The organism is Pseudomonas sp. Pseusp16, assembly GCF_047324915.1.
GTDB lineage: Bacteria > Pseudomonadota > Gammaproteobacteria > Pseudomonadales > Pseudomonadaceae > Aquipseudomonas > Aquipseudomonas fluorescens_CD.
Genome location: NZ_CP168522.1, coordinates 4,141,410 through 4,167,491, shown reverse-complemented (window position 1 = coordinate 4,167,491; position 26,082 = coordinate 4,141,410). Strand labels below are relative to the sequence as shown.

At 59.6% G+C, this 26,082-nt stretch carries 22 protein-coding genes and 1 pseudogene; 15 read left to right on the top strand and 8 right to left on the bottom strand.

Annotation, left to right across the window (positions count from 1 at the left end; all coding sequences use genetic code 11):
- Positions 1-113: 113 nt before the first annotated feature.
- Positions 114-1,025 (top strand): SDR family oxidoreductase, encoded by a 912-nt coding sequence (locus ACEN8Q_RS18980; protein WP_413703569.1) that lies wholly within the window; start codon positions 114-116, stop codon positions 1,023-1,025.
- Positions 1,026-1,081: 56 nt separating this feature from the next.
- Here ACEN8Q_RS18980 and ACEN8Q_RS18975 read toward each other — a convergent pair whose 3' ends face one another.
- From ACEN8Q_RS18975 to ACEN8Q_RS18965, 3 genes are all read right to left on the bottom strand, one after another.
- Positions 1,082-1,339, bottom strand: coding sequence for a bacteriocin immunity protein (locus ACEN8Q_RS18975; RefSeq protein ID WP_413703568.1), 258 nt, complete (start codon positions 1,337-1,339; stop codon positions 1,082-1,084).
- A complete protein-coding gene (locus tag ACEN8Q_RS18970; protein WP_413703567.1) occupies positions 1,329-3,062 on the bottom strand; it encodes an S-type pyocin domain-containing protein in 1,734 nt (577 codons plus the stop codon). Before ACEN8Q_RS18970 ends, ACEN8Q_RS18975 begins: the two co-directional genes overlap by 11 nt.
- A gap of 668 nt (positions 3,063-3,730) precedes the next feature.
- Positions 3,731-4,522, bottom strand: a complete 792-nt coding sequence (locus ACEN8Q_RS18965; RefSeq protein ID WP_413703566.1) for an N-acetylmuramoyl-L-alanine amidase — start codon at positions 4,520-4,522, stop codon at positions 3,731-3,733.
- Positions 4,523-5,096: 574 nt separating this feature from the next.
- Here ACEN8Q_RS18965 and ACEN8Q_RS18960 point away from each other — a divergent pair.
- From ACEN8Q_RS18960 to ACEN8Q_RS18950, 3 genes are all read left to right on the top strand, one after another.
- Positions 5,097-6,890, top strand: coding sequence for a DUF1302 domain-containing protein (locus tag ACEN8Q_RS18960; RefSeq protein WP_413703565.1), 1,794 nt, complete (start codon positions 5,097-5,099; stop codon positions 6,888-6,890).
- A 23-nt stretch (positions 6,891-6,913) separates the two neighbouring features.
- Positions 6,914-8,281 carry a DUF1329 domain-containing protein gene (locus ACEN8Q_RS18955; RefSeq protein ID WP_413703564.1) on the top strand — a complete coding sequence of 456 codons (1,368 nt, stop codon included), beginning with the start codon at positions 6,914-6,916 and terminating at the stop codon, positions 8,279-8,281.
- Between the two features lie 142 nt (positions 8,282-8,423).
- Positions 8,424-10,967, top strand: coding sequence for a LuxR C-terminal-related transcriptional regulator (locus ACEN8Q_RS18950; protein WP_413703563.1), 2,544 nt, complete (start codon positions 8,424-8,426; stop codon positions 10,965-10,967).
- 18 nt (positions 10,968-10,985) lie between these two features.
- On the opposite strand, the gene ACEN8Q_RS18945 is transcribed toward ACEN8Q_RS18950, so the two are convergent.
- Positions 10,986-11,783 carry an IclR family transcriptional regulator gene (locus ACEN8Q_RS18945; protein WP_413703562.1) on the bottom strand — a complete coding sequence of 266 codons (798 nt, stop codon included), beginning with the start codon at positions 11,781-11,783 and terminating at the stop codon, positions 10,986-10,988.
- Positions 11,784-11,948: 165 nt separating this feature from the next.
- Here ACEN8Q_RS18945 and hmgA point away from each other — a divergent pair, with 165 nt between their 5' ends.
- The 4 genes from hmgA (at position 11,949) to ACEN8Q_RS18925 (ending at position 16,658) form a co-directional block, all read left to right on the top strand.
- Positions 11,949-13,253, top strand: a complete 1,305-nt coding sequence (gene hmgA / locus ACEN8Q_RS18940; RefSeq protein ID WP_413703561.1) for a homogentisate 1,2-dioxygenase — start codon at positions 11,949-11,951, stop codon at positions 13,251-13,253.
- A 3-nt stretch (positions 13,254-13,256) separates the two neighbouring features.
- Positions 13,257-14,561: a fumarylacetoacetase gene (gene fahA, locus ACEN8Q_RS18935; protein WP_413421039.1), complete on the top strand. Its 1,305-nt coding sequence runs from the start codon at positions 13,257-13,259 to the stop codon at positions 14,559-14,561.
- A gap of 12 nt (positions 14,562-14,573) precedes the next feature.
- The gene (gene maiA / locus ACEN8Q_RS18930) at positions 14,574-15,209 is read left to right on the top strand and encodes a maleylacetoacetate isomerase (RefSeq protein ID WP_413703560.1); all 636 of its coding nucleotides are present in this window, start codon (positions 14,574-14,576) and stop codon (positions 15,207-15,209) included.
- Between the two features lie 63 nt (positions 15,210-15,272).
- Positions 15,273-16,658: an MFS transporter gene (locus ACEN8Q_RS18925; RefSeq protein WP_413703559.1), complete on the top strand. Its 1,386-nt coding sequence runs from the start codon at positions 15,273-15,275 to the stop codon at positions 16,656-16,658.
- 44 nt (positions 16,659-16,702) lie between these two features.
- Here the strand turns inward: ACEN8Q_RS18925 and ACEN8Q_RS18920 are convergent, their stop codons facing one another.
- Positions 16,703-17,506, bottom strand: a complete 804-nt coding sequence (locus tag ACEN8Q_RS18920) for a SirB1 family protein (RefSeq protein ID WP_413703558.1) — start codon at positions 17,504-17,506, stop codon at positions 16,703-16,705.
- Between the two features lie 183 nt (positions 17,507-17,689).
- Between ACEN8Q_RS18920 and ACEN8Q_RS18915 the strand changes: the two genes are divergently transcribed.
- On the top strand, positions 17,690-18,709 hold the full coding sequence (locus ACEN8Q_RS18915) for a Glu/Leu/Phe/Val dehydrogenase dimerization domain-containing protein (protein WP_413421031.1): 1,020 nt from the start codon (positions 17,690-17,692) through the stop codon (positions 18,707-18,709).
- A gap of 188 nt (positions 18,710-18,897) precedes the next feature.
- Here ACEN8Q_RS18915 and ACEN8Q_RS18910 read toward each other — a convergent pair.
- A pseudogene (locus ACEN8Q_RS18910) lies at positions 18,898-19,137 on the bottom strand (YebG family protein); the annotation flags it as partial.
- A 276-nt stretch (positions 19,138-19,413) separates the two neighbouring features.
- Between ACEN8Q_RS18910 and ACEN8Q_RS18905 the strand changes: the two are divergent.
- Complete coding sequence (locus ACEN8Q_RS18905; protein ID WP_413421029.1) at positions 19,414-19,914, top strand: phosphate-starvation-inducible protein PsiE; 501 nt, start codon at positions 19,414-19,416, stop codon at positions 19,912-19,914.
- Here ACEN8Q_RS18905 and ACEN8Q_RS18900 read toward each other — a convergent pair.
- Both ACEN8Q_RS18900 and ACEN8Q_RS18895 read right to left on the bottom strand, forming a co-directional pair.
- Positions 19,911-20,228 carry a DUF3509 domain-containing protein gene (locus ACEN8Q_RS18900; protein ID WP_413421027.1) on the bottom strand — a complete coding sequence of 106 codons (318 nt, stop codon included), beginning with the start codon at positions 20,226-20,228 and terminating at the stop codon, positions 19,911-19,913. The two genes, ACEN8Q_RS18905 and ACEN8Q_RS18900, sit on opposite strands and share 4 nt — an antisense overlap.
- 305 nt (positions 20,229-20,533) lie before the next feature.
- Positions 20,534-21,910: an L-serine ammonia-lyase gene (locus tag ACEN8Q_RS18895; protein ID WP_413421025.1), complete on the bottom strand. Its 1,377-nt coding sequence runs from the start codon at positions 21,908-21,910 to the stop codon at positions 20,534-20,536.
- A gap of 135 nt (positions 21,911-22,045) precedes the next feature.
- Between ACEN8Q_RS18895 and ACEN8Q_RS18890 the strand changes: the two genes are divergently transcribed.
- From ACEN8Q_RS18890 to ACEN8Q_RS18870, 5 genes are all read left to right on the top strand, one after another.
- Positions 22,046-22,993 (top strand): LysR substrate-binding domain-containing protein, encoded by a 948-nt coding sequence (locus tag ACEN8Q_RS18890; RefSeq protein ID WP_007986794.1) that lies wholly within the window; start codon positions 22,046-22,048, stop codon positions 22,991-22,993.
- A gap of 214 nt (positions 22,994-23,207) precedes the next feature.
- Complete coding sequence (locus tag ACEN8Q_RS18885; RefSeq protein ID WP_413421023.1) at positions 23,208-23,618, top strand: HPF/RaiA family ribosome-associated protein; 411 nt, start codon at positions 23,208-23,210, stop codon at positions 23,616-23,618.
- 259 nt (positions 23,619-23,877) lie between these two features.
- Positions 23,878-24,183 (top strand): DUF3649 domain-containing protein, encoded by a 306-nt coding sequence (locus tag ACEN8Q_RS18880; RefSeq protein WP_413421021.1) that lies wholly within the window; start codon positions 23,878-23,880, stop codon positions 24,181-24,183.
- Positions 24,180-25,751, top strand: coding sequence for a PepSY-associated TM helix domain-containing protein (locus ACEN8Q_RS18875; protein WP_413703557.1), 1,572 nt, complete (start codon positions 24,180-24,182; stop codon positions 25,749-25,751). The genes ACEN8Q_RS18880 and ACEN8Q_RS18875 overlap by 4 nt, the downstream gene beginning before the upstream one ends.
- On the top strand, positions 25,752-26,078 hold the full coding sequence (locus tag ACEN8Q_RS18870) for a DUF3325 domain-containing protein (RefSeq protein WP_413703556.1): 327 nt from the start codon (positions 25,752-25,754) through the stop codon (positions 26,076-26,078). It abuts the gene before it with no gap.
- Positions 26,079-26,082 lie beyond the last annotated feature (4 nt).

The following is a 26,082-nucleotide window of genomic DNA, read 5'->3' as shown; positions in this document are numbered from 1 at the left end:
AATCATCCCCCAGCCTTATTGCGCACCATTCAGCCTCCCCCGTGTTCATTGTGACCGGCAGCGCCGTGCCTGAAACTCGGACTCATTGTCACTTGGCCTGCTGGAGTCCCCCCATGAATGAGTCTGTGCGCTTCGAAGATAAAGTCGTGATCATCACCGGTGCCGGTGGCGGCCTGGGACGGGCGCATGCACTGCTGTTCGCCAAACAGGGCGCCAGGGTGCTGGTCAACGATCTTGGCGGCTCGGCCCAGGGTGAAGGCGCCAACGCTTCGGCCGCCGACCGCGTGGTCGCGGAGATTCGCGAGGCCGGCGGCATCGCCGAGTCCAACCACGACTCGGTCACCGACGGCGACAAACTGGTGCAACACGCCCTGGATGTCTTCGGTCGCGTCGACGTAGTGGTCAACAACGCCGGAATCCTGCGCGACAAGACCTTCCACAAAATGGAAGACGCCGACTGGGACCTGGTTTACCGCGTCCACGTCGAAGGCGCCTACAAAGTCACCCGCGCCGCCTGGCCGCACATGCGTGAACAGAATTACGGCCGGGTGATTTTCACTGCGTCGACCTCGGGCATCTATGGCAACTTCGGCCAGTCCAATTACGGCATGGCCAAGCTCGGTCTCTATGGGCTGACCCGCACCCTGGCCATCGAAGGCCGCAAGAACAACATCCTGGTCAACGCCATCGCCCCCACCGGCGGTACGCGCATGACCGAAGGCCTGATCCCGCCGCAAGTCTTCGAACAGCTCAAACCGGAGCTGGTCAGCCCGCTGGTGGTGTACCTGGCCAGCGAGAGCTGCCAGGAAACTTCCGGCCTGTTCGAAGTCGGCGGCGGCTGGATGGGCAAGGTCCGCTGGGAGCGCAGCCTCGGTGTCGGGTTCGATCCACGGGCAGGTTTCTCCCCGGAAGACGTGGCGGCGCACTGGCAGCAGATTTGCGATTTCGAAGGCGCAGCGCATCCGAAGGACAACATCGAAGCGCTGAAGGAAATGATGGGGAATTTGCAGAGGTATTCTTTGTAAAGAAAGTTTGAAAGAGGAGAAAGCTTAGGTGCTTGCTCCTCTTTTATTTACCTGTTTTAGACTTTAAAGCCAGTTTTCCCGTTATCTGACCGCCACTGTTTTATTGCATTTATCACACCTGTCGGGCTATCCTCAACACCCTCTCTAGGGTCATACAAAATGCCTGTGCCATCGGGATGCTCTGAAGTGGCAACAATGTTTTCAACAATTGCATCGTGTTCTTCTTCAGAGGCGTAATTGCCTTCGAACAAGCGCTCGATTAAAGCCATGTATTCGGCTTCTGTGTATTCTTCTAATTTGTTTTTAAGAGTCATTTTTTACTCCTTTTGTCTTTGCGTGAATTTGGATATGCGATTTAGGTGTCATGATTTGGAGATTGTCCATGTCGTAGACTTCGCCACCTTCTCCGATTGGGATGATATGGTGGATTTCATACTTGACTCTCCTACCCACTTGATCTTGAGGGGAAGTAGCTGGAGCGAGTCCCTGCTTCATGTCCATTTGCCTTAGTTTTGTAAACTGGCCGCTCAGTAGCTCATCGTTACTCACAGCCTTCCAAAATTCACTCCGGAAATTTTTAAATGACGAAAACCTCCGTCCTCGGAGTTTATCCGCAATCTGCGCGGGGATCGGTGCACCTTCGGGCATTGAGGCAGTCCTCATCCAATTTTCAGATACTAACTTTCCAGCACCGCTAGATGCACCGGGTTCGCTCCGCCGATCCCTGAACATCACAAACTGCGGCGGAATACCCGAGTCAGTCGGGAATATGTAAATAGATCCGCCAAAACTGTATAGATCCAGCTCCGGGTTTGTATCTATCCTTCCTTCGAGGGCGGTTGCGGTTGCGCCGGTGTAGGGGGCAGCGACCGGTTGTTCCACAGGAAGAGCCGTTGACGCATTGCCCGGGCTGATAATTGGCGTCCATGTCATTCCGGGGGACCGGGCGTCCGGGGTCTCGCTCCTGTAAAGGTTTAGAACTGGATCATAGGTGGCGAGCCGCACCGGCACTTTGCCAAGCACCGTTGTGCCATTTGCAACGGCAATAGCGAACTCCGTGGTGTTTTCCGTGGTTTTGGAGCCCATGGCGACCGACAGTTCGACTTCACCATTGGTGTGGGCGATGGCATGCAACTCGTCGACATCATAGGCCGTGAGATCCGAGAGCGGCACGCTCAAGGCGTACGGTTCTTTGTTATCCCGTAGCGCGTAGTAAACCAGTGCTGCAACGCCAACAACTATCACAACGCCTGAAGCTGTTCCGACGACCGCTGCCAAAGCCGTGATTGCAGTGGCGGCGGCTGAGCGCACAGCAGTCCTGATCGCGAGGGTGGTTGCCGCATCGAGCGCTAACGTTCCCGCTGCAACTGTGAACACCGGACCGCTTGCCGCCGCCGCACCCGATATGGGAAACAGGCGAAGGCTTTGTGCGGTGTTCAGCGAGTCCATTGCATTGCGACGGGCTTCTTCCTCGGCTAACCGTTGATTTTCCAGGCGCAGCTCCTCGACTTGACGCTGTACTTCGGCCTCCGCTTCCTGGCGAGCCTGCTCCGCGGCGATGTACCGTGCGGCGGCCTCAGCGGCAATCCGGGCTTGCTCGGCGGCGACTCGTTCGGCTTCTGCCAATGTGGCTAACCGGGCCTGCTCTTGCGCAAGGGCTTGTGCTTCAGATTCCGCCCTGATTCGTGCCTGTTCAGCAGCGATTCGTTGGGCTTCTGCCGCTGCCGCTGCCGCTGCCGCTGCGTGCTCCTGATCAATGGCCTGTACGGTGGCCAACCACTTATAGACTTCAGCTTGTTGCTGGTTGAGCATCTGGATTGATAGCGTTAGCAAATTCGCTTCGTGGGCAGCTCTGTACGACGCGGCCCAATTCTGCATGGCAATTCCTTTTGGACTAACCTTACTATCGATGCTCCGCGCTTTTCGATAGTAATCATGAAAGTCTTTATTGAGCGGGTTATCCCCAAAGAACTGGTGGGAAAGCAGAATTTTTTGATGTGCTTCAGCGGTCTTTCTGGCAATTAGCGTGTGGCGCACTCCTAACTCTCGAGTTATTGCCTGCGCAGGAGGAAAGGGGGTGAGTGGGGCCTTCTAACCGCGTTGCGGCCAGATCTTGCTCTATGGATTGTGCTATTTGTTCTGTACGTGTTTGAAACTCCTGATCAGTTCTCATGCTGTGAGTAGTATGTTCCCGTGAATTGGCTACTACGTTATGGGGAATGCCAAACATTCCACTGTGAGGGAGGGTTGGGAATGTTCCGCGAATTATGGGTATGTGGGGAGGCGCTATTGCAGTTGTATGGATAGCTTCAGTTAATACCAATGGTGGAGGCTTCTGCATATTCATGTCCTTTTTGAATGTGCTTGATGAATCGCTGAGCATTAAATGCGCGAGAGTGGCTGGTAGTGATGTCCGTGTCACCGGCGAATTCTTGATACGTTTTAATTTACAGCAGACTCGCGGATGAATGGTCTGAGAAGGCTGTGAGTAATTGCGTAAGGAATTTGTGGGAATTTCGAGGGTAAGAATTAATTCTCTTTAAAAGATGGAAATTTCTTACGTGCTTACAGGAGGCGTTTTACACGAGCGGTTTGCCAGAGCTCTGTAAGAAACCCAATTAAAATGGTGAAATGGGTAGAGCTATTCGCTTCTCCAGTGCCGGCAAGGTCACGTACAGTGACCTTGCCGGTTTTTCAATGTCGGATCACAGTCCGGTTTTCGCAGGTGGTTCAGGGAAGTACTTGTGTACCAGCGCGGCCAGGTTTGCGGCTGTCTGCGCGTCTATCAGCCCATCGTGATTGTCCGGACGAAAATGCATCTGGAATGCCCGCACCAACTGTTTAAAACCACCCTCCATTGATGCCCCCGAAATATCGTATCCATAGGTTTTGAACAAACCCAGCAATTCGCTTCGGGCCGGGATGCCCGATGTCCTGTATTGGCACAGATACTCGTCCCGAGTGGTTTCATCGAACCAGGCACCAACACCTTTCAAGTACAGCGCCTGCCAGGGAAACATAGGCCCCGGGTCACTTTTGCGGCCGATCGAAACATCGGAGTGGCCCAAAACCTGCGTCGGCGTGATATCCGGGTAGCGCTTGAGGATGTTCAGCGCCAGTTGTTCAATTGCAGCAATCTGCTCGGGGTGGTACGGCGGGAAGGTGAATTCACCGTTGTTGTCAGTCGCCAGGTTGACGACTTCAATGCCGATGGACGTGTCATTCAGATTGCTGCGGTTACCCCACTGGCTGACGCCCGCGTGCCACGCGCGATAAGTTTCATCCACCAGACTGAATACTTCCTGCCCGGTATAACCGGCTCTCAGGTAACTGGGGTCGGTGATATCCGGAATCAGATAGTGCGCGCTGACATTCGGGCCGGTCAGGGCGCTGACAGAACTTGAAAAGTTAGCAGCCGTGTAGTGAAGGATCAGAAAGCGTACTCGACTGTTGACGCTTCTGGTCGAGCGATACTGGTTGTAGTTGATGGGTTTCATGGTTGCACTCGCAATAAGTAAGTTTGAAGTCGTTCGCCGACTTGCTGTTCAACTTAATGGCGTGAGTGCTGTTGGTGGTTACCTGTGCTTGTAGCCGTTTTCTGAAAGAAATGTAGGCGTGCGAAATTTTGTCTGGATGGTCAGGGTTACCGACTGGCAACCGTTACTCATCAAAAATCATTGCCCATAAAAAAGGCCGCTGCAAACGCAGCGGCCAAGGTAAGACGTTGGATCAGGAGCTACAAATCAACGTCAGTGAACATGGGGCGATAAACCGAATCTTCGATTCATCTGAAATCTTTCATCACGGCGCGAGCCGGCACATCGTGCCTTACGACGGTTTACTGTAGCAGCCAGATAAGAATAAGCCCTTGGTGTTGTAGGAAAAATACCAATTCCGGACATGCACTGTTGCAGTCCGGGCAACAGTCAGGAATCGGGCGCTCTTCGCCTGGATGATGCCCCGGTGCCAGTCATCCTTTAGAGGTACACCACGAATACCTCCTTGGTGCGCTTATCGACCCCGGTGCCCGGCAGTAGGGTGAGGCCTTCTGTCACTCACCGGGGAAGACGCATGACAAAAACAACAATGCGCGCCATCTTCACACCGCAGGCGCTGGCGGCTGCGGTCGCATTAGGCTGTTGCGCCCAGGCGCAGGCCCTTTCATTCAACATCGGGGAAATCGAGGGGACGTTCGACTCCTCGTTGTCGGTCGGCGCGAGCTGGGGCATGCGTGACGCAGATAAATCCCTGGTGGGCATTGTCAACGGCGGTTCCGGCCAGTCTTCGACCGGCGACGACGGGCGATTGAACTTCAAGAAGGGCGAAACCTACTCGAAGATCTTCAAAGGTATTCACGACCTCGAGTTGAAGTACGGCGACACCGGTGCGTTTGTGCGTGGCAAGTACTGGTACGACTTCGAACTGAAGGATGAGAGCCGCCCGTTCAAGGACATCAGCGATCACAATCGCAAAGAAGGCGCCAAGTCTTCTGGCGGACAAATCCTCGACGCTTTCGTCTACCACAACTACTCCCTCGCCGATTTGCCGGGCACGGTGCGCGCCGGCAAGCAGGTGGTCAGTTGGGGAGAGAGCACTTTCATCGGCAACTCCATCAACAGCATCAACCCGGTCGACGTGTCTGCGTTCCGTCGTCCTGGTGCCGAGATCAAGGAGGGCCTGATCCCGGTCAACATGCTGTTCGCCTCCCAGGGCCTGACGGAGAAGTTGACTGTCGAAGGCTTCTACCAACTGGAATGGGACCAGACGGTCGTCGACAACTGTGGCACCTTCTTTGGTGTCGATGTGGTGGCGGACGGCTGCAACAAGGGCTACACCGTCGCCAGCCCGGCCATTGCACCGTTGCAGCCGATTGCGGCTGCCTTTGGCCAGGGCTTCGAGGTCAGCAAGGAGGGCGTGATCGTTCCCCGTGGCGGCGACCGCGATGCCCGGGATTCCGGGCAGTGGGGTACGGCGTTGCGCTGGCTGGGGGATGACACCGAATACGGCCTGTATTTCTTGAACTACCACAGCCGCGGCCCGAGCGTCGGGACCACCACCGCCGGCCTCAGTACGCTGGCGAGCATTCCGGGGATCGTCGCTACCGCCAACCGCATCGCGCCTGGCACCGGTTCAGGCCTGGCCCAAAGTGTGATGCTCGGTCGCGGCCAGTATTACCTCGAATACCCGGAGGACATCCGCCTCTACGGCGCCAGCTTCGCCACCACGTTACCCACCGGCACCGCATGGAGCGGGGAAATCAGCTACCGCCCCAACGCCCCGGTGCAGGTCAACACCAATGACCTGACCCTGGCGTTGCTCAACCCTATCGCGGGTGGAGCAGCATCGCCCATTGCCACGTCACCGGGGGCCGACAACAAAGGCTATCGCCGCAAGGAGGTGACGCAGATCCAGAGCACCCTGACGCACTTCTTCGATCAGGTCGCGGGTGCGGATCGCCTGACGCTGGTGGGCGAGGCGGCGGTGGTTCGGGTCGGTGGTCTGGAAGCACGTACCAAACTGCGCTACGGCCGCGACTCGGTGTATGGCCAGTATGGATTCGGCGGTGATACCGACGGCTTCGTGACCTCGACTTCATGGGGTTATCGCGCCCGGGCCATCCTCGACTACAACAACCTCATCGCCGGGATCAATTTCAGGCCCAACCTCTCGTGGTCCCACGACGTCTCAGGCTTTGGCCCCAACGGTCTGTTCAACGAAGGCGCCAAGGCCATCAGCCTCGGTGTCGATGCGGACTATCGCAACACCTATACCGCGAGCCTCAGTTACACCGACTTTTTCGGCGGGGACTTCAACACCCTGACCGACCGGGACTTCGTGGCGTTGAGCTTTGGCGTGAACTTCTGATCTGGCTGATAAGGATGATTTCGATGCGCAAGACAATGTTGCAACTGGGCGCGCTGACCCTCGGGTTGCTGGCCGCCAACGTGATGGCCGCAGTGGCGCCGGAAGAAGCCAACAAGCTCGGCACCAGCCTTACGCCGCTCGGTGCGGAGAAGGCCGGCAATGCCGATGGCTCGATTCCGGCCTGGACCGGCGGCATCCCGAAAAACGCGGGCGCGGTGGACAGCAAGGGTTTCCTGGCTGACCCTTTCGCCGGCGAAAAACCGTTGTTCGTGATCACCGCGGCGACCGTCGACAAGTACAAGGACAAGCTCTCCGACGGCCAGATAGCGATGTTCAAGCGCTACCCCGAGACCTACCGGATTCCGGTCTACCCAAGCCACCGTACCGTGGCATTGCCGACGGAGATTTATGAGTCGGCCAAGCGCAGTGCGCTGAACGTAACACCGATCAACGACGGTAACGGTCTGGCCAATTTCACCGGCAATCGCTACTACGCATTCCCGATTCCGAAGAACGGCGTGGAAGTGATCTGGAACCACGTGACCCGTTACCACGGCGGCAATCTGCGGCGCACCATCACCCAGGCAACACCGCAGTCCAATGGCGATTTCACGGTGATCCGCTTCAAGGACGAGGTCGCCGTGCCGTCGTTGCTCAGCGATCTGAAACCGGGCAGCGACGATAACGTCCTCAACTACTTCAAGCAGGAAGTGACCGCACCGGCGCGGCTGGCGGGCAACGTGTTGCTGGTTCACGAAACCCTCGACCAGGTCAAGGAACCGCGCAAGGCCTGGATCTACAACGCAGGCCAGCGGCGGGTGCGGCGTGCGCCACAGGTAGCCTATGACGGTGTCGGCACCTCATCCGACGGACTGCGCACCACCGACAACTTCGACATGTTTTCCGGCGCGCCGGATCGCTACGACTGGAAACTGGTCGGCAAGAAGGAGATGTACATCCCCTACAACAGCTACAAGCTCGACTCGCCAGACCTCAAGTACACCGACGTGATCAAGGCCGGGCACATCAATCAGGACCTGACTCGCTATGAGTTGCACCGGGTCTGGGAAATCGTCGCCACGGTCAAGCCGAGTGAGCGGCACGTGTACGCCAAGCGCCACATGTACATCGATGAAGACAGCTGGCAAGTGGCGCTGGCCGACCACTACGACGGGCGTGGCCAGCTCTGGCGCGTTGCCGAAGGTCATGCCCAGTTCTACTACGATCACCAGGTGCCGGCCTACACCGTCGAAGCGCTGTATGACCTGATTGCCGGTCGCTATATCGCCCTGGGAATGAAGAACGAAGAGAAGCGCAGTTTCGAATTCAACATCGATGCAAAGGCGGGGGACTACACACCAGCGGCCTTGCGTAGCACGGGGGTAAGGTAGGTTTCCTACAGCCTCCTACATAAAAGGGTGACTTCATGGTCACCTTTTTTATAGGGGGCGATCAGTGTGTTGAATACTTCTTCAACAAGCGCTCGGGAGGGGGCTAGGGTGGCGCCAGAATTATAAAAAAAGGCGCACCACAATGACTGCAATGACGCACTGTCTGGACCGCCCTGGCTTCCTGCCCCGACTGTCGTCCCATCATCTGTCCCGCGAGCGGCTGATTGAGCCCATGCTGGTCTCGACTGCGCGGGTGAAGTTGCTTTGTGCACCGGCCGGTAGTGGCAAGAGCGCGTTGCTCACCGAATGCCTGTTGCGAGCGCCGGAGCACTGTCGGGTCTGTTGGCTGCCGCTGGCGGGGCAGCCGTTGAGTGCGGCGGATTTTCTGTTGCGCCTGACGCAAGCGCTGGATCTGCCCTCGGCGGACGAGCCGGGGCTGCTGGCGCATTTGGCCCGATTACAGGCGCCGACCTGGCTGTTTCTCGACGATTTCTGTCGCGCACCCAACCCGGAACTCGACCGGATGCTCGATCGCCTGTTGGCCGTCGCCAGCCCGACGGTTACCTGGTGGCTGAGCTCCCGTCGACGACCAGCCTGCAACTGGCCGCGGCTGCTGCTGGATGATGAGTTGTACGAGTGCGAAGGTCGGGCGCTGGCGTTTACCGAGGCCGAGGTCGGGCAGTTGCTCAGTCATGTCGAGCCGACCCTGGCAGCACAAACCGCCAAAAGGGTGGTTGAGCGCAGCGGAGGCTGGTGCGCTGGCGTGCGGATCGCGTTACTCAATGGTTGCCCGTGGGCGGGTGAGCAGGGGCGTTCGGCAACATTGCTCGATTATCTGCAACACGAGTTGTTCAACACCTTGCCATCGGAGTTGATTGAGGTCTGGCTGGTATTGGTTCATCTGCCACGCTTCAACGCCAGCTTGTGCGAGCATCTTTTCGGTATGGGGGAGGGCGCGCAGTGGCTGCACGCGTTGCAGGAAATGGGCTGCTTCATCGAGCCCTGGGAAGACTCCGTCGAGTGGTTGCGGATCTTCGAGCCACTGGCCCGGGCGATGCGTGAAGAGCCGACTCCGGCGGGGCGATCCTGGCACCGCCGCGCATGCCAATGGTTCAGCGCCGAAGAAGACTGGCAAGGCGCATTCGAGCAGGCGCTGCTGGCTCAAGAGTACGAAGTCGCTGTCAGCCTGTTGCAGCACTTCAGTTTCGAGCATTTGTTCCAGCGCGAAAATGTCTGTCTGTTGTTGAAACTCCACGAGCGTCAGCATGCTGAGCTGACCCTGGTCACGCCGCAATTGGTGGGGCTGGTTACCGCTGCGTTGTTGTTTGCCGGGCGCTTCGATCATGCCGCCGAGTGCATCGAGCAACTGGCACGATTTACCCCGCAGCCTACGGAGGCGCTGCAGCGGCAACTGCTGGCGCGCTGGCAGGCGCAACAGGGCTGGTTGCTGCATTTGCAAGGCCGCATGGAGGCGGCCCGCGCGCACTTTCTCGATGCGCTGGGCGAGTTGAGCGTCGATGCCTGGCCGGCGCGATTGTTGTGCCTGTCGGGCCTGACCCAGCAGGCGTTGCTCAACGCCGAACTCGATGCGGCACAGGCGTTCAATCGCGAGGCGTTGTGTCTGGCGCGCGCCCAGGGTTCGCTGTTGTTCGAAGGGCTGCTTGAACTCGATCACGCACAGTTGCTGGAGCTGCGCGGAGCGTCCCGGCGCGCCGAGAGCTTGTTGGCTGATGTTTTTGCACTGTTGTCCCGACAGGCTGATCGACCGACGCCGTTGTTGGGGCAAATTGCCCTGCGGCGAGGACGGCTGGCCCTCTGTCAGGGACAAGATGAGTTGGCCGCCGGTTTCTTCCAGTCCGGCCTCGAGGATTGCCTGCAAAGCCAGGACAAGCACGCGCTGTATGGCTTTCTTGGGCAAGCGCAGATAGCCGCGAATCAGCGCGATTACGCCCACGCGTTTGATCGCCTGCGCGAAGCCGAGCGCGTGATGCAGCAGCGGCAGATTCCCGATACCGTTTATCGTAGTGTGCTGCTGCAGATCAGCAGCCATTTCTGGCTGCAACAAGGGCGACCGGAGTTGGCCTGTGAGGCGCTGACCCGTGTTTTGCGTCACTATCGCGGGCCTCGTGCGCGCCAGGCGCCACCGGCCACGCTTCAGCTGATTGCCCGGGTGGAATACCAATTGGTGTTGGCACAACCCCATCTGGACCAGGCGCCAGACCCACTGGGTCGGCTCAGGGAATTGCTCGATCACGCACAACAGCACGCCATGTTGGCGCTGGAAACAGAGCTGCAACTGGCGCTATGCGAAGTGGCGGACCGGACGGGCGACACTGCGTCGGCCAAGGCTGCACTCGATGCGGGACTGGCGCTGGTGAGCCGCTGCAACGGGCAGCAGGCATTACGCGAATTGGCTTTGCGCCAGCCTGGTTTGCTCAGCCGATTACAGGGGGTGGCACCAACGGCGGACATGACCACCGACGCCAGCCTGTTGAGTGGACGAGAGCTTGAAGTGCTTGGCCTGATTGCTCAAGGCAACTCCAATCAGCAAATCGCCGAGCAACTGTTCATTTCATTGCATACGGTTAAAACCCATGCCCGGCGAATTCATAGCAAGTTGGGTGTTGAACGTCGTACTCAAGCCGTGGCCATGGCGAAGAAGATGGGGTTGATATTGCACGCGTAGCCGGCACAACCGCTGCGTTCAGAGGGGCGACGTGGCGGGATCGAACCCCATGCGCCAACTCACCGCTCGGGTGGCCGCCAACAAGCGCTGCGCAGCCGGACCGTTTTCATCGGCGTGAAACAGCGAGGTCGGCCCGACCACGGTCAGTACTGCCGCAATCTTGCCCATCGCGTTGAACACAGGTGCCGACAAGGCATCCACGCCGGGCATCAACAACCCATGCACATGATGCAGGCCCCTTTGACGGATCTGCTCGCACATCGTCGTGTACACCTGCGGATCGGCCAAGGCGTGGGCGCTGCTGTTGTGCAACTCCTGATCGCGCAGGTCCACGGTTTCACGTGCGGGCAGGTAAGCGCCAAATACCAGCCCTGTCGAAGAACTGAGCAATGGCAACACCGAGCCCAGTTGTGTCACCACCGTCACCGCGCGCACCGCCGGTTCGATATGCACCACGGTCGCGCCCTGATTGCCCCACACCGCCAGAAAGCAGGTTTCGTTCAAGTCATCGCGCAACTCGGCGAGCGGCAGGGCGGCGACTTTCAGCACGTCCATACTATTGAGTGCCGCCAACCCCACGCGCAGGGCTTCACGGCCCAGGCCGTAATGGTTGGTGGCAGCGTTCTGCTCGGCAAAGCCGCTGGCGATCAGGGCCTGCAAATAGCGGTGAACCTTGCTCGCCGGCATCTGCACATGTTCGGCCAGGCGCGACAGAGAAGTCGAGGGCGACAACTCGGCCAGAGCCTTGAGGATGTCGGTGCCAACCTCGGCCGAGCGGACTTTCTGTTTACCGTTGTTGTCGCTGGTTTTTTCCATGGTGGCGCTGTGATCCGGAAACAAATTGGCGTCTTTATAGCTTGACGGTGGATGTCGATCAAATTACGTTATGCGTAATCAAATTACGATAAAAACAACTCGGGCGTGCCTCGACCTCTGCATCAGAGCGAGCGGCCACGGCCGACTCCCTGTTCAGGAGGCTCCATGAACCCCGATTCAACGACGCCAGCGTTGGCTTACCTGTCAGGCTTCGGCAACGAATTCAGCAGCGAAGCGTTGCCCGGCGCACTGCCCGTCGGCCAGAACTCCCCGCAAAAAGCCCCGTACGGCCTCTACACCGAACTGTTCTCCGGCACGGCGTTCACCATGCCGCGCAGCGAGGCGCGTCGAACCTGGATGTACCGCATTCAGCCGTCGGCCAACCATCCGGCGTTCGTCAAGCTTGATCGGCAACTGGCCGGCGGCCCACTGGGTGACGTGACCCCCAATCGCCTGCGCTGGAACCCGCTGGACATTCCCGCCGAGCCGACCGATTTCATCGACGGCCTGGTGAGCATGGCCGCCAACTCGGGCGCAGAAAAACCGGCCGGGATCAGCATCTACAACTACTGCGTCAACCGTTCCATGGAGCGTGTGTTCTTCAATGCCGACGGCGAGATGTTGCTGGTGCCTGAGCTGGGGCGCCTGCGCATTGCCACCGAACTGGGCGTGCTTGAACTGGAACCGCTGGAAATTGCCGTACTGCCACGCGGCCTGAAGTTCCGCATCGAACTGCTCGACCCGCAAGCACGCGGTTACGTCGCCGAAAACCATGGTGCGCCGCTGCGTCTGCCAGACCTGGGGCCGATCGGCAGCAATGGCCTGGCCAATCCGCGGGACTTCCTGACCCCGGTCGCGGCCTACGAAAACCTGCAGCAACCCACCACGCTGGTGCAGAAATTCCTCGGCCAGTTGTGGGCGTGCGAACTCAATCATTCGCCGCTCAACGTGGTTGCCTGGCACGGTAATAACGTGCCGTACAAATATGACCTGCGCCGTTTCAACACCATCGGCACCGTCAGTTTCGATCACCCTGATCCGTCGATCTTCACCGTGCTGACCTCGCCAACCAGCGTCCACGGCCTGGCCAACCTCGACTTCGTGATCTTCCCCCCACGCTGGATGGTGGCCGAGAAAACCTTCCGTCCGCCGTGGTTCCACCGCAACCTGATGAACGAATACATGGGCCTGATTCAGGGCGAATACGACGCCAAGGCCGAAGGCTTCGTGCCAGGTGGCGCGTCTCTGCACAGCTGCATGAGCGCCCACGGTCCGGACGGGGAGACGTGCACCAAAGCGATCAACGCTGACCTCAAACCGGCGAAAATCGACAACACCATGGCGTTCATGTTCGAGACCAGCCAGGTGTTGCGCCCAAGCCGTTTCGCCCTCGATTGCCCGCAACTGCAAAACACTTACGATGCTTGCTGGGCGACGCTGCCCGCCACTTTCGACCCAACCCGGAGATAACCCATGACGCAGACTTCCATCACTCGCAGCTGGGTTGCATCCGCCAACGGCCATGCTGATTTCCCGCTGCAAAACCTGCCGCTGGGCGTGTTCAGCCTCAACGGTTCGGCACCGCGTAGTGGCGTGGCCATTGGCGAGCATATCTTTGATCTGCAAGCAGCCCTGGAGGCCGGGCTGTTCGATGGCGCCGCGAAGGCTGCCGTCGAGGCCACCTGTGGCGGCCAGTTGAATGCCTTTTTCGAACTGGGCCGCGAGGCTCGCGTCGCGTTGCGCGAGCGTTTGCTGGAACTGTTCGCCGAGGGCAGCACCCTGCACGGCAAGATCGAAGCCCAGGGCGCAAAACTGCTGCCGCTGGCGGCGGATTGCGAGATGCACCTGCCGGCGAAAATCAACGATTACACCGACTTCTATGTCGGTATCGAACACGCGCAGAACGTCGGCAAACTGTTCCGCCCGGACAACCCGTTGCTGCCGAACTACAAGTACGTGCCAATCGGCTACCACGGTCGTGCGTCGACCATTCGTCCGTCCGGTACCGACGTGCGCCGTCCGAAAGGGCAGACGTTGCCGGCCGGTCAGAGCGAACCGACGTTCGGCCCTTGCGCACGCCTGGACTACGAACTGGAGCTGGGCATCTGGATCGGCCAGGGCAACGACATGGGCGACTCGATAGCCATTGGCGACGCTGCCAATCACATCGCCGGTTTCTGCCTGCTCAACGACTGGTCGGCACGGGACATCCAGGCCTGGGAATATCAGCCACTGGGGCCGTTCCTGTCGAAAAGCTTCATCACCAGCATTTCGCCGTGGGTTGTCACCGCCGAAGCGCTGGAGCCGTTCCGTCGTGCCCAGCCTGCGCGTCCGCAAGGCGATCCGCAGCCGCTGCCATACCTGCTCGACAAGCGCGATCAGGCCGCTGGCGCGTTCGATATCGAACTGGAAGTCCTGCTGCTCACCGAGGCCATGCGTGAGCAGAACCTGCCGGCCCATCGCCTGACCCTGAGCAACACCCGGCACATGTACTGGACCGTGGCGCAAATGGTTGCGCACCATAGCGTCAATGGTTGCCAATTGCAGGCCGGTGATCTGTTCGGCTCGGGCACGTTGTCGGGGCCGGAGAGCGGTCAGTTCGGCAGCCTGCTGGAAATTACCGAGGGCGGTAAAAAACCGATCGAGCTGGCATCGGGCGAGGTGCGCAAATTCCTTGAAGACGGTGACGAAATCATCCTGCGCGGCCGTTGCAGCCGTGACGGTTTCGCCTCCATCGGCTTCGGCGAATGCCGTGGCAAAGTGTTGCCGGCACGCTGAGAGGAGCGGGGCATGGAACTCTATACCTACTACCGTTCGACATCTTCGTACCGGGTGCGTATCGCGTTGGCGCTCAAGGGCCTGGATTATCAATCCTTGCCAGTCAACCTGATCGCACCGCAGGGCGGCGAGCATCGGCAGCCGCCTTATCTGGGCATCAACCCGCAGGGCCGCGTGCCGGCCTTGCGCACCGATGAAGGCGAATTGCTGATCCAGTCTCCCGCGATCATCGAATACCTGGAGGAACGTTATCCACAGGTGCCACTGCTGTCCAGGGACCTGGCTGCCCGCGCTCAAGAGCGCGGCGTGGCGGCAGTGATCGGCTGCGATGTGCACCCGTTGCACAACGTCAGCGTGCTCAATCGACTACGCCAGTCGGGCTACGACGAACCGCAGGTGGTTGAGTGGATCGGCCACTGGATCGGCCAGGGATTGGCCACGGTAGAGCAGTTGATCGGTGATGACGGTTACTGCTTCGGCGCCGAGCCCGGGTTGGCGGACGTCTACCTGATCCCGCAGCTGTATGCGGCCGAGCGTTTCAACGTTTCTCTTGAGGCTTATCCACGGATCCGGCGAGTGGCGGCATTGGCGGCGACGCACCCGGCATTCATCAAGGCGCATCCGGCGAACCAGCCGGATACGCCTTAAAGCCCTACACCAACCCCACAAGGGGCGCGTTGCCCAAACCATAATAAAATCGGGAACCTTGCCATGCACAACCAGATCGCCAGCTTTCGCGCGGCACTTGATGCCCGTCCTGTGTCCCGTTATCAGTGGCTGATCCTGTTGCTCCTGGCCCTGTTATTGGTAACTGACGGCTATGACGCGCAGGTGCTGGGTTACGTGGTGCCTGCCCTGGCGCAGGATTGGGGACTGGAAAAAGCCGCGTTCGGACCGGTGTTCAGCGCCAACCTGCTAGGCCTGACGCTTGGCTCTCTGGCGGTGACGCCCTTGGCGGACCGGTTCGGTGTGCGGCGGATTCTGCTCTGCTGTGTGCTGATCTACGCCACTCTCACTGTGTTGATGGTGTTCGCCGATTCCCTGAACACCTTGATGGCCGCTCGTTTCATCTGCGGCATCGGCATGGGCGGGGCTATGCCCAGCGCCATGGCGCTGATGTCGGAATACTCGCCACCTCGCCTGCGTACCCTGATGGTGACACTGGCCGCTTGCGGGTTTTCCTTTGGTGGCGCGGCGGGCGGTTTTGTCGCCGCCGGGTTCATCGACAGCTTCGGTTGGCAAGCCGTGTTCCTCGCCGGTGGTGTGACGCCATTGCTGCTGTTTCCGTTTCTGTTCTGGTTGCTGCCCGAATCCCTGCCGCGTCTGTTGCGTGATGCACCGCCGTATGCCCGTTTGAACAAAGTCACCGCGCGCATGTTGCCGGACTGGCAACCACCTGCCGCGTCCATCGAACAAAACGAACGGGAGCAGGGCGGCAAACTGACGGTGGTGGAGTTATTCCGCAATGGTTATGCACGGCCGACGTTGCTGATCTGGGCGACATTCTTCGTCAGCCTGATCCTGCTGTATTTCATGATCAGCTGGTTGCCGTCGCTGCTGCTGGAAAGTGGTTTGAAACTCAACGAGGCCAACCTGGTGACCTCCATGTTCCTGTTTGCCGGCACCGTCGGTGCGATAGGCATGGCCTCGATCGCCGACCGCTTGAAAAGCAAAGTCCGACTGCTGTCGTGCGTGTTGGCCGCAGCGGCGGTCTGCACGCTACTGTTGGGTTTGAACCATGACAATCCGCGTTACCTGGTGGCCTGCGTGTTTGCCGCAGGGTTCTGCATCATCGGCGGGCAACTGACCCTCAATGCCTTCGCCAGTAATTTCTACCCTGCGCAGGTTCGGGCGACGGGCACCGGTTGGGCGCTGGGGGTAGGGCGTTTCGGCTCGATCCTCGGCCCGTTGTTTGGCAGCCTGCTGTTGGCAATGCACATTCCGGTGCAGCAGATTTTCTTCTTCTGTGCGATTCCGGCAGTCATTGCCGCGCTGCTGATCATCCAGGTGCGCTCGCCCTCAGACGCAACTCCAACCCCCTGTGGGAGCGGGCTTGCTCGCGAAGGCGTCGTGTCAGCCAACAATGATGTCGACTGACTGTCCGCTTTCACGAGCAAGCCCGCTCCCACAAGGTTTGGTGATCAGTGAACAATGGCGTTTGGCGGCAAATGCCCCAGCCGTTCGGTCAGGCGAATTCGCTGGATCGGATCGTCGCTGAGCAGCAGTGCGTGCTCCAGGTCAAAACGCTCAGCGTTCGGACAGTCCAGCCGCTGGTACAGGCTGGCCCGGGCCAGGTAGTCGGTGGCACTGGCGTTGCCCAGCTCCAGGACGCGATCGGCGTCGATCAAGGCATTGATGACATCGTCGTGGGACAGGTACAACTGGCGCAGGTTGCGTGACAGCCGTTGCAGCACCTGCACCGGCTCGGCGGTTTCCAGGTGCTCGGCGCTGAGCTTGATGTTCGGGCCGTACTGGCGGAGCAGTAATTCCCGACAATCCTTGGGGTAAAGGCGACGGCCGCCGCAGGGATCGAGCAAATGATCGGCGCCCGGCACCCGCAGCAGGAAATGTCCGGGGAAGTTGACCCCGACCATGGGAATCTCCAGGCCCCTGGCCAACTCCAGCGCAATCAGCCCCAGCGTCAAGGGTTGTCCACGTCGGCGTTCCAGTACTTTGTCAAGCAGTGCCACTTGTGGGCGCAAGGGTGTGAAGTCGTCCTGGGCGAAGCCAAGGTCGTTCATGCGCCGCAACAGCGGCTGGGCCAGTTCACTGACCGGCAGCATCGGCAAGCCGCCGCTGATCCGTTGTTGCAACGCCTGGAAATCGGCCAGCAGCGCTTGCGGTTCCACCTCGCTGTCGTGCTCGGCCGCAATCCACAACGCCGCCTCGAACAGCGCGGGCGGTGAACGTTGCAGGCAGGCGAAGAACGATTGGCGCGGGGTCATCAAAATCTCCGGGCAATGCCTCGTTTTAGCCCCCTCTCCGGCATTCGTCCAGTGCCGCAAAAGGGCGATCACGGATTATTTCCGAAAGATTGCATCGTGGCCGTGCTTATTCCTGTGCGCTTCTGCAATTTTTGGGCGCAAGCCTATACTGGCGACTACAAGAAGTGATTCGGGAGCCCTACGATGTTCGCTCTCATGCAAAGCACTCGCCTTGAATCGCTGCATCTGAGCGTCGACCCGGCCACCGGGTTGAAGGCGGTCATTGCCATTCATAATAGCCGCCTGGGGCCTGCCCTGGGCGGCTGTCGTTACCTTGCCTATCCCAGCGACGAGTCTGCGGTCGAGGATGCGGTGCGCCTTGCCCAAGGCATGAGTTACAAGGCGGCACTGGCCGGCCTGGCCCAGGGCGGCGGCGTGGGGGTGATCATTCGCCCGGTTCACGTGGCCAACCGTGCCGCGCTGTTCGAAGCCTTCGGGCGCTGTATCAATCAGCTCGACGGGCGCTACATTACGGCCATCGACAGTGGCACCTCAGTGGCGGACATGGATTGCATCGCCCAGCAAACCCAGCACGTCACCAGCACCACCGCGGCGGGTGACCCTGCGCCGCACGCCGCGATGGGCGTATTCACCGGCATTCGCGCCACGGCGATGGCGCGACTGGGCAGCGATAACCTCGAAGGCCTGCGCGTCGCCATTCAAGGTCTGGGCAACGTCGGTTATGCCCTGGCAGAACAGTTGCACGCCGCCGGGGCCGAACTGCTGGTCAGCGATATCGATCACGGCAAGGTGCAACTGGCGATGGAGCAACTCGGGGCTCACCCCATCGCCAACGACGCATTGCTCAGCACACCTTGCGATATTCTTGCGCCGTGCGGTTTGGGCGGGGTGCTGAACAGCCACAGCGTGACACAACTGCGCTGCTCGGCAGTGGCCGGTTCGGCGAACAATCAGCTGACGCATCTGGACGTCGCCGATCAGTTGGAACGACGGGGCATCTTGTATGCGCCGGACTACGTGATCAATGCCGGCGGTTTGATTTATGTCTCGCTCAAGCATCGGGGCGAAGAGCTGGGAACCATCACTGCGCACCTGTCGAAAATCAGTTCACGCCTGACCGAGGTGTTCGCCCATGCCCAGGCGGAAAAACGCTCCCCCGCCCGGGTGGCCGATGACTTGGCGGAGAAAGTGTTGTATCGCTGAGTTGGATATGAGTTTTCCACAGGCATGAAAAAGGCCCTGCGCCATTCGACTCAGGGCCTGTTCAATTTGGGCTTTGCTTACCTGGCGGCTTTTGGAGCCTTGGCAGGCTTGGCCGGGGTGACTGGCTCGGCGGCTTCAACAACCTCGGCCGCTGCAACAGGTTCTGCAACTTCGACCGGTGCGCTGAGCAGTTCGGACAGGGCGTCCGGCTGGCTCTTGAACGCCTTGGCGAACACATCTCGATTCTTCGCCATGTAGATCCCGGCTTCTTCCACTTGCTGCTCGGTCAGGGACGGAACGGCTTTGTGCAACACTTCAGCCAGCAATTCGGCCAGTTCGAGCATTTTGTCATGACGGTCAGCTTCGGCTTTATCCATGAACAAGCGCTCCAGATCTCGGCTGCTGCGGTATACCACTTCGACGGCCATTCACCACCTCACATGCCTTCACATTGGTTGTCGGTTTCGACTACTGTATCTATATACAGCGAAAGGATAAGCGAATCCCTGTCTTTTGGGTAGTGGCTTTTTAATGTAGACCGGATTCGACATTTGTCAGGTGAGGCGCTGCACGGGTGCGACCAAACGCCACGGCGCGCAATCCAGAGCGGCTCGCCATCATGGGCTGGCCTTTTTTCTGCATGCAGAATAACCGTCACGTCCAACCCGCATCATCCGGTCGAGCCGACCTAAGGAAGCATCATCGTGAAAATCAACTGGGCCGAAAAACTGCGGCGGAACGTACATGAACTGGCCGAGTCCCTGGGCAATCTGTTCGTCGAAACCTTTCACTACCTGGCGCTGTTCGCCATTGGTGCGGTGACCGCGTGGGCGGCGGTGATGGAATTTCTCGGAATGATCGAAGAGGGGCACATCAAGATCGATGACATCTTGTTGCTGTTCATCTACCTGGAACTGGGGGCGATGGTCGGGATTTACTTCAAGACCAACCACATGCCTGTGCGCTTCCTGATCTACGTGGCGATTACGGCGTTGACGCGGCTGCTGATTTCCAACGTTTCGCACCACAATCCGCCGGACCTGGGGATCATCTACCTGTGCGGCGGGATTCTGCTGCTGGCGTTTGCGATTCTGGTGGTGCGTTACGCTTCGTCGCAATTTCCCTCGGTGAAGATCGAGAACCCGCAACGCAAGATCGGTGCGGGTTCCAGTGAACATCCAGAGGTCGAGAAGGGCGAAATCTAGAGCCCAAGCGTAGGGCGCGGCCGCCCTTTGACGGGAGGGGGCGGCAGGGTCCGAGCGCTGCCGGTGGTCATGGCTTCGAGGATGGTCACGGCGCTGTGGCCTTGTTCGATGGCAATGCCGAATTGAATGCTTTGAACCAGACGCTTGAGGCGCTGGGGGTCATTGCGTTGTTCGGCGCTGATCATGCGTTTGGCCACCACGTGGCCACTGTTGGAAAGGGTCAGCATGATGCTGCCGTCCAGGCCCTGAATGCTCAGGTTGATCTGGTAATCCGCTGCAAAGGCATCGGTAATGAGCTGGAAAGGGTTGTCCATGATGCGTCACCGCCTGATTGAACGTGCAGTTGTTGACCGGTCGATATCGGGATTAGTTCGCAACACCGGACCATCGGCCATTCCATGGCTTGCATCAGGGATGTAGCAAGGGGCATGCCGGATGGGTTGTCGGACAACCCATCCCTTTGTAGGAGCGCGCTTGCTCGCGATGGTCGTGAACGATAACGCGTCAAATCAGAAGGTTCGCGGCGCCTGAGGGTTTTTCGCGAGCAGGCTCGCTCCTACAGGGGGCCGCGTTTTCTGCACGTTTCAGGGCAATAAACCTCGACGTGCCTCCAAAGCGGTCAACACTCCACCCAGTTCACTGCCAGTCCGCCCCGTGACGTCTCTTTGTACTTGTCGTGCATGTCGGCCCCGGTGTCACGCATGGTGCGGATCACCCGGTCCAGGGAAATGAAGTGCTGGCCATCGCCGCGCAAGGCCATTTGCGTGGCGTTGATTGCCTTCACGGCGGCGATCGCGTTGCGCTCGATACACGGCACTTGCACCAGTCCGCCGACCGGGTCGCAGGTGAGGCCGAGGTTGTGTTCCAGGCCGATTTCGGCGGCGTTCTCCAGCTGCTCCGGGGTGGCACCAAGCACCTCTGCCAGGCCTGCGGCGGCCATGGCGCAGGCGGAACCGACTTCGCCCTGGCAGCCGACTTCGGCCCCGGAGATCGAAGCGTTTTTCTTGCACAGGATGCCGACGGCCGCTGCGCCGAGGAAGAACGCGACCACGTCGTCGTCGGACGCATCGGCATTGAACTTCATGTAGTAGTGCAGCACCGCCGGAATAATTCCTGCCGCGCCGTTGGTCGGCGCCGTGACCATGCGTCCGCCGGCCGCGTTTTCTTCGTTCACGGCGAGGGCGTACAGGTTGACCCATTCCATTGCTGACAAGGTGGACGTAATGACATTCGGCTTGCCGATTTCCTGCAGGCTGCGATGCAGTTTCGCCGCTCGACGTGGAACATTCAGACCGCCGGGCAGGATGCCTTCATGGCGCAAGCCTTGCTCGACGCATTCGCGCATCACCGACCAGATGTGCAACAGGCCTTGGCGGATCTCGGCGTCACCGCGCCAAGCCCGTTCATTGGCCATCATCAGTTCACTCACCCGCAGCCCGTGCTCGTTGCACAACTTGAGCAGTTCGGCGGCACTGGAAAAGTCGTAAGGCAGCAGCACATCGCCGGCCGGTGCGATCCCGGATTCGGCTTCAGCCGCTTCGATGATGAAGCCGCCGCCCACCGAGTAATAGGTTTGCTCGAACAGCTCACCGGTTTCGCCGAAGGCTGTCAGAGACATGGCATTGGGGTGATAGGGCAGGCTTTCGTTGAGCAGCAGGAGATCGGTTTGCCAGTCGAAGGCAATTTCTGCAACGCCTGCCAGACACAGTTTGCCGGTCTCGCGCAGGGTGTGGATGCGGCTGTCGATGGTGTCGGGATCGATGCGGTCGGGCCATTCGCCCATCAGGCCCATGACGCAGGCGCGGTCCGTTGCATGGCCGACGCCGGTCGCCGACAGAGAACCGTAAAGGCGAATCTCCACGCGTCGCACGTCAGCCAGAAAACCCTGTTCGAGCAGTTGTTGAGCAAAGGTCGCGGCAGCGCGCATCGGACCAACGGTATGGGAGCTGGACGGGCCGATGCCGACTTTGAAGAGATCGAAAACACTGATAGCCATGCTAAAGCCTGCACAAGTAATGGAAGAGGAATCGCCGCCATTTTTGTAGGACAAGCGCAATTCCGGCGATACTGCCCGTCAAGGTCCTACGTGACCAACGAAATTTCCTAAGACATCCTTTAGCAGGACTAAACGATGAGCCGTCAATTGCACGCCCAGACGTATGTCTGGCTGAACGTGTTCGCCTGTGCCGCTCGGCACCTGTCGTTCACCCGCTGCGCCGAGGAACTGCACATTACCCCGGGAGCCGTCAGCCAGCAGATCCGCCAGCTGGAAGAACGCCTGGGCTTTCGCCTGTTTCACCGCCGCGCCCGCGGAGTGGAGCTCAGCGCTGAGGGGCAGCGCCTGGCCATTACCGTCAACGAGGCCTTCGGCAGCATCGACGCGGAATTGCGGCGACTGGATGCGGGCATGATCAGCGGGATTCTGCGGGTGCGTTCGATCCCGTCATTCCTGAGCAAATGGCTGACGCCGCGCCTGCCACGTTTGCAGCAGCGTTTTCCGGACATTCAATTGCGCCTGGTGGCCGAGGACAGCAGCGTGCCGTTGCATGAAGGTGACTTCGATCTGGCGATCGACCTGAACGACGGCAGCTACCCGGGCCTGTTATCCACAGCCTTGCTCGATGAACAGATTTTTCCGGTGTGCGCGCCGGGCCTGTTGCGTGGCCGTCCGCCTTTGCACGGCCCGGCAGACCTGATGCACTTTCCCTTGCTGCACGACATCACCGCCTGGCGCGGCAGCTACGAGTACGCGGAATGGGAGTTTTACCTCAACGCCATTGGCTTCGAGGGAGCGGATGTGCGACGTGGGCATACCTTCAATCGCAATCACCTGACGATCGAAGCGGCCATTGCCGGGATGGGGGTGGCGATTGCCCGACGAACGCTGCTCAACGATGAGCTGGAGCGCGGGGCGTTGATCGTGCCTTTCGGACTGGCGGTGCCAAACCACAAACGCTACATGCTGCTCTATGCACCGGGTGCGCTGAGCCATCCCGGCGTGCGTGCGGTGCATGACTGGCTGGTGGAAGAAGCGGGGATTTTCCGCAGCCTGCACCCGCTGGGTGAGCGGCAGATGTAAGGAATTCGGGTTGCCAGGCAGGGCGACCCAACTCCCGACATTAACAGCGCTTTTGCTCGTTGTCCGGCTTTTTTTGCGTATGAATATTTATCTTTTTACAGGGGTTGAATTGTTCAGCGTACAGACCGATTGTGTAACCAAGAGGTCACGGTGATGACGCCCAAGGGCTTAGCTGACCGGCCTCTCGCGAGCTAGCTGAAATAAGGGATGAACTATGCAAATCCAAGTCAATAGCGATAACCATATTCAAAGCAGTAAACGACTGGAGGAGTGGGTACGTACAACCATTGAGAGCACGCTCGAACGCTACGAAGAGGACCTGACACGGGTCGAGGTTCACTTGCGGGACGAGAACGGCGACAAGCCGGGTCCCCACGATTTACGCTGCCAACTGGAAGCGCGGCCAAAAGGCCACCAACCGATTTCTGTCACCCATAAAGCCGCCAACCTGGAACTGGCGATCGACGGCGCAGCCGAAAAACTCGAGCACGCGCTTGAACACTTGTTCGGCAAATTGCGCGGCAAACCACGCGCCGCCGTGGTGCCATTCGAGCGCAGGCCTCACGCCGACAAGCTGCTGGAAGAAGAGTTTCTTGAAAACGAGCAGGCTGCCCAAAACGGCTGAAGCCTGACTTGCCTTCCCAATGAAAACGGGCCTGCATTGCAGGCCCGTTTTGTTTTCTGTGGCTTTTGGATTCCATAGCGATTGGCATGTGCCGTCGGGACAGCCGAGTTTGCGTCGCAACCAATCGCTGAGCCAGTTGTGACGGGCGTAATAGAGGGCTTCATTCGAGCTTCTTTGCGTATGAGAATATTTATCATTAATATTGCGGGCTTGCCGGCCCTGACGCTGTCGTAGCCTCACCCGGTTTTCAGGTCGAACCATGAACGCCAAACCCCGCACACTTCCCGTTTCCTATCGATTGGCGGTCGCTTCACGAGTGCTTGCTGCCGTATTTGGCGGTTACCTCGTCGCGGCGCTGGTCAGTGTCAGCCTCAGTCTTTGGCTGCCTGGCGCTCGCGCCGAAGCGGTGGTGATCGGGATGATGACTTCGTTCCTGGTGTACTTGCTGGCCGTGATCTGGTGCTTTGCCTGCGCCAGTGCGTGGCGAGCCTGGTTCGGTCTGATGGTGCCAGGCCTGATGCTGGCAGCGCTGGCTGGTCTGGCGCACGGGATGGGCCGTCCATGAAAGAGGGCTTTCGCCAGGCGATGGCCTGGTTGCACACCTGGGCCGGGTTGATTCTCGGCTGGCTGCTGTTCGCGATTTTCCTGACCGGCACGCTGGCCTATTTCAAAAGTGAAACCAGCCGCTGGATGCAACCGGAAATCCCGGTTCGTTCCGTCTCCGCCGAAACCAGTCTGACCGTGGCTCAACACTATCTTGAGCAACACGCAGCGGGCGCCTCACATTGGTTGATCGAGTTGCCCGGCGCCCGGCGGCAGGGCTTGTCAGTGCACTGGGAAGCGGCAGCGGGCAAGCCTGGCCAACACGGCGAACAACTGCTCGATCCGCTGACCGGCACCGAAGTGCATCCCCGTGAGACGCTGGGCGGGGAGTTCTTCTATCGCTTCCACTTCGAGTTGCAAATGCCCTATCCGTGGGGGCGCTGGCTGGCCAGCATCGCGGCCATGTTGATGTTCGTGGCGCTGATCAGCGGCATCATCACCCACAAGAAAATCTTCAAGGACTTCTTCACGTTTCGTCCGCGCAAGGGCCGGCGTTCCTGGCTCGACGGGCACTACGCGGTGGGCGTGCTGGTGTTGCCGTTTCACCTGATGATCACCTACAGCAGCCTGGTGATGTTCATGATGATGGTGATGCCAGCGGGCATCCTGGCCGTTTACAAGGACAACGCCCAAACCTTTTACCAAGAGGCGCTGCCTGAAGACGAAGTCCGGCCAGCCGTGGGCAATCCAGGTCAATTGCTGTCCCTGGCGCCGTTACTGGAACAGGCTAACCGGCTCGGAACGGGGGGCAGGGTTGCAGAAGTGACGGTGAACCACCCCGGCGATGCCAATGCTTCGGTGGTGATGGCGTTCGACGGGGCGGACCGTGTGGTTCACGATTTCGGCCGCACCGTGACCTTCGATGGCGTAACGGGCCGGCAATTGGACGCGACGCCGGAGCGCTCGCTGCCTGTGGCAATTGCCGGCAGTTTTTTCGGCCTGCACATGGGCCATTTCGCCAGCCCGGTGCTGCGCTGGCTGTACTTCCTGTGTGGCCTGGCCGGCACGGCCATGATCGGTACCGGGATGGTGATCTGGGTCGGCAAACGTCAACTCAAACATGCCCAAAGCGCTGGGATGCCTTTGGAGCTTAGGCTGGTGGACGTGCTGAACATCGCCAGCATGTCGGGGCTGATGCTCGCGGTGGCGACGTACTTCTGGGCCAATCGATTGTTGCCGGTGGCCATGGCCGGACGCTCGGATTGGGAGGTCAACGGTTTCTTCATCGTCTGGGGCTTGAGCCTGCTGCACGCCATGCTTCGCCGAGGGCGTGCGGCCTGGGTCGAGCAACTGGCGCTGGCGGCGTTGCTGTTTGGCGCGGTGCCGCTGTTGAACGCCCTGACCACGCCGTATCACCTGGGTATGTCGCTGGCGCAGAGCGATGGGGCCATGGCCGGGTTCGATCTGGCATGCCTGGCCAGCGGCCTGTTTTTCGCCTGGTCGGCCTGGAAAATACGTCGCTCGGGAAGGACTCAAGCCGTCAGCACAAAACGCCCGCGATCGATGGTGCTCGAACAGGAGGCGAACTGAATGTTGCTCGCCGCGTTGCTCTGTTATGCCGGGTTTACCGCGCTGTGTTTATCGATGGACCGGCATCACGCCGAGCTGCTTGGGCATAAACCGACACCGCGTCGGCGTTTCGGCCTGAAACTGCTTGGCTGGCTTTTGTTGAGTTGGTCGTTGTGGGCGGCAGTGGTGGCGGCAGGCTGGGGATCGGGCCTGGTGCAGTGGTTCGGCATGCTGATGCTCAGTGCATTGCTGCTGGTTTTACTGATGCCATACCGTCCGCACCTGGCCTTGTCCCTGGCCGGGCTGTGTCTGCTGGCCAGTCCGATTGCCGTGTTTGCGCGGTATTGAATCA

Coding starts and splice junctions, on each gene's coding strand:
- ACEN8Q_RS18980 (WP_413703569.1), top strand. CDS start 114: ATGAATGAGTCTGTGCGCTTCGAAGATAAAGTCGTGATCATCACCGGT.
- ACEN8Q_RS18975 (WP_413703568.1), bottom strand. CDS start 1,339: ATGACTCTTAAAAACAAATTAGAAGAATACACAGAAGCCGAATACATG.
- ACEN8Q_RS18965 (WP_413703566.1), bottom strand. CDS start 4,522: ATGAAACCCATCAACTACAACCAGTATCGCTCGACCAGAAGCGTCAAC.
- ACEN8Q_RS18960 (WP_413703565.1), top strand. CDS start 5,097: ATGACAAAAACAACAATGCGCGCCATCTTCACACCGCAGGCGCTGGCG.
- ACEN8Q_RS18955 (WP_413703564.1), top strand. CDS start 6,914: ATGCGCAAGACAATGTTGCAACTGGGCGCGCTGACCCTCGGGTTGCTG.
- ACEN8Q_RS18950 (WP_413703563.1), top strand. CDS start 8,424: ATGACTGCAATGACGCACTGTCTGGACCGCCCTGGCTTCCTGCCCCGA.
- ACEN8Q_RS18945 (WP_413703562.1), bottom strand. CDS start 11,783: ATGGAAAAAACCAGCGACAACAACGGTAAACAGAAAGTCCGCTCGGCC.
- hmgA (WP_413703561.1), top strand. CDS start 11,949: ATGAACCCCGATTCAACGACGCCAGCGTTGGCTTACCTGTCAGGCTTC.
- fahA (WP_413421039.1), top strand. CDS start 13,257: ATGACGCAGACTTCCATCACTCGCAGCTGGGTTGCATCCGCCAACGGC.
- maiA (WP_413703560.1), top strand. CDS start 14,574: ATGGAACTCTATACCTACTACCGTTCGACATCTTCGTACCGGGTGCGT.
- ACEN8Q_RS18925 (WP_413703559.1), top strand. CDS start 15,273: ATGCACAACCAGATCGCCAGCTTTCGCGCGGCACTTGATGCCCGTCCT.
- ACEN8Q_RS18920 (WP_413703558.1), bottom strand. CDS start 17,506: ATGACCCCGCGCCAATCGTTCTTCGCCTGCCTGCAACGTTCACCGCCC.
- ACEN8Q_RS18915 (WP_413421031.1), top strand. CDS start 17,690: ATGTTCGCTCTCATGCAAAGCACTCGCCTTGAATCGCTGCATCTGAGC.
- ACEN8Q_RS18900 (WP_413421027.1), bottom strand. CDS start 20,228: ATGGACAACCCTTTCCAGCTCATTACCGATGCCTTTGCAGCGGATTAC.
- ACEN8Q_RS18895 (WP_413421025.1), bottom strand. CDS start 21,910: ATGGCTATCAGTGTTTTCGATCTCTTCAAAGTCGGCATCGGCCCGTCC.
- ACEN8Q_RS18890 (WP_007986794.1), top strand. CDS start 22,046: ATGAGCCGTCAATTGCACGCCCAGACGTATGTCTGGCTGAACGTGTTC.
- ACEN8Q_RS18885 (WP_413421023.1), top strand. CDS start 23,208: ATGCAAATCCAAGTCAATAGCGATAACCATATTCAAAGCAGTAAACGA.
- ACEN8Q_RS18880 (WP_413421021.1), top strand. CDS start 23,878: ATGAACGCCAAACCCCGCACACTTCCCGTTTCCTATCGATTGGCGGTC.
- ACEN8Q_RS18875 (WP_413703557.1), top strand. CDS start 24,180: ATGAAAGAGGGCTTTCGCCAGGCGATGGCCTGGTTGCACACCTGGGCC.
- ACEN8Q_RS18870 (WP_413703556.1), top strand. CDS start 25,752: ATGTTGCTCGCCGCGTTGCTCTGTTATGCCGGGTTTACCGCGCTGTGT.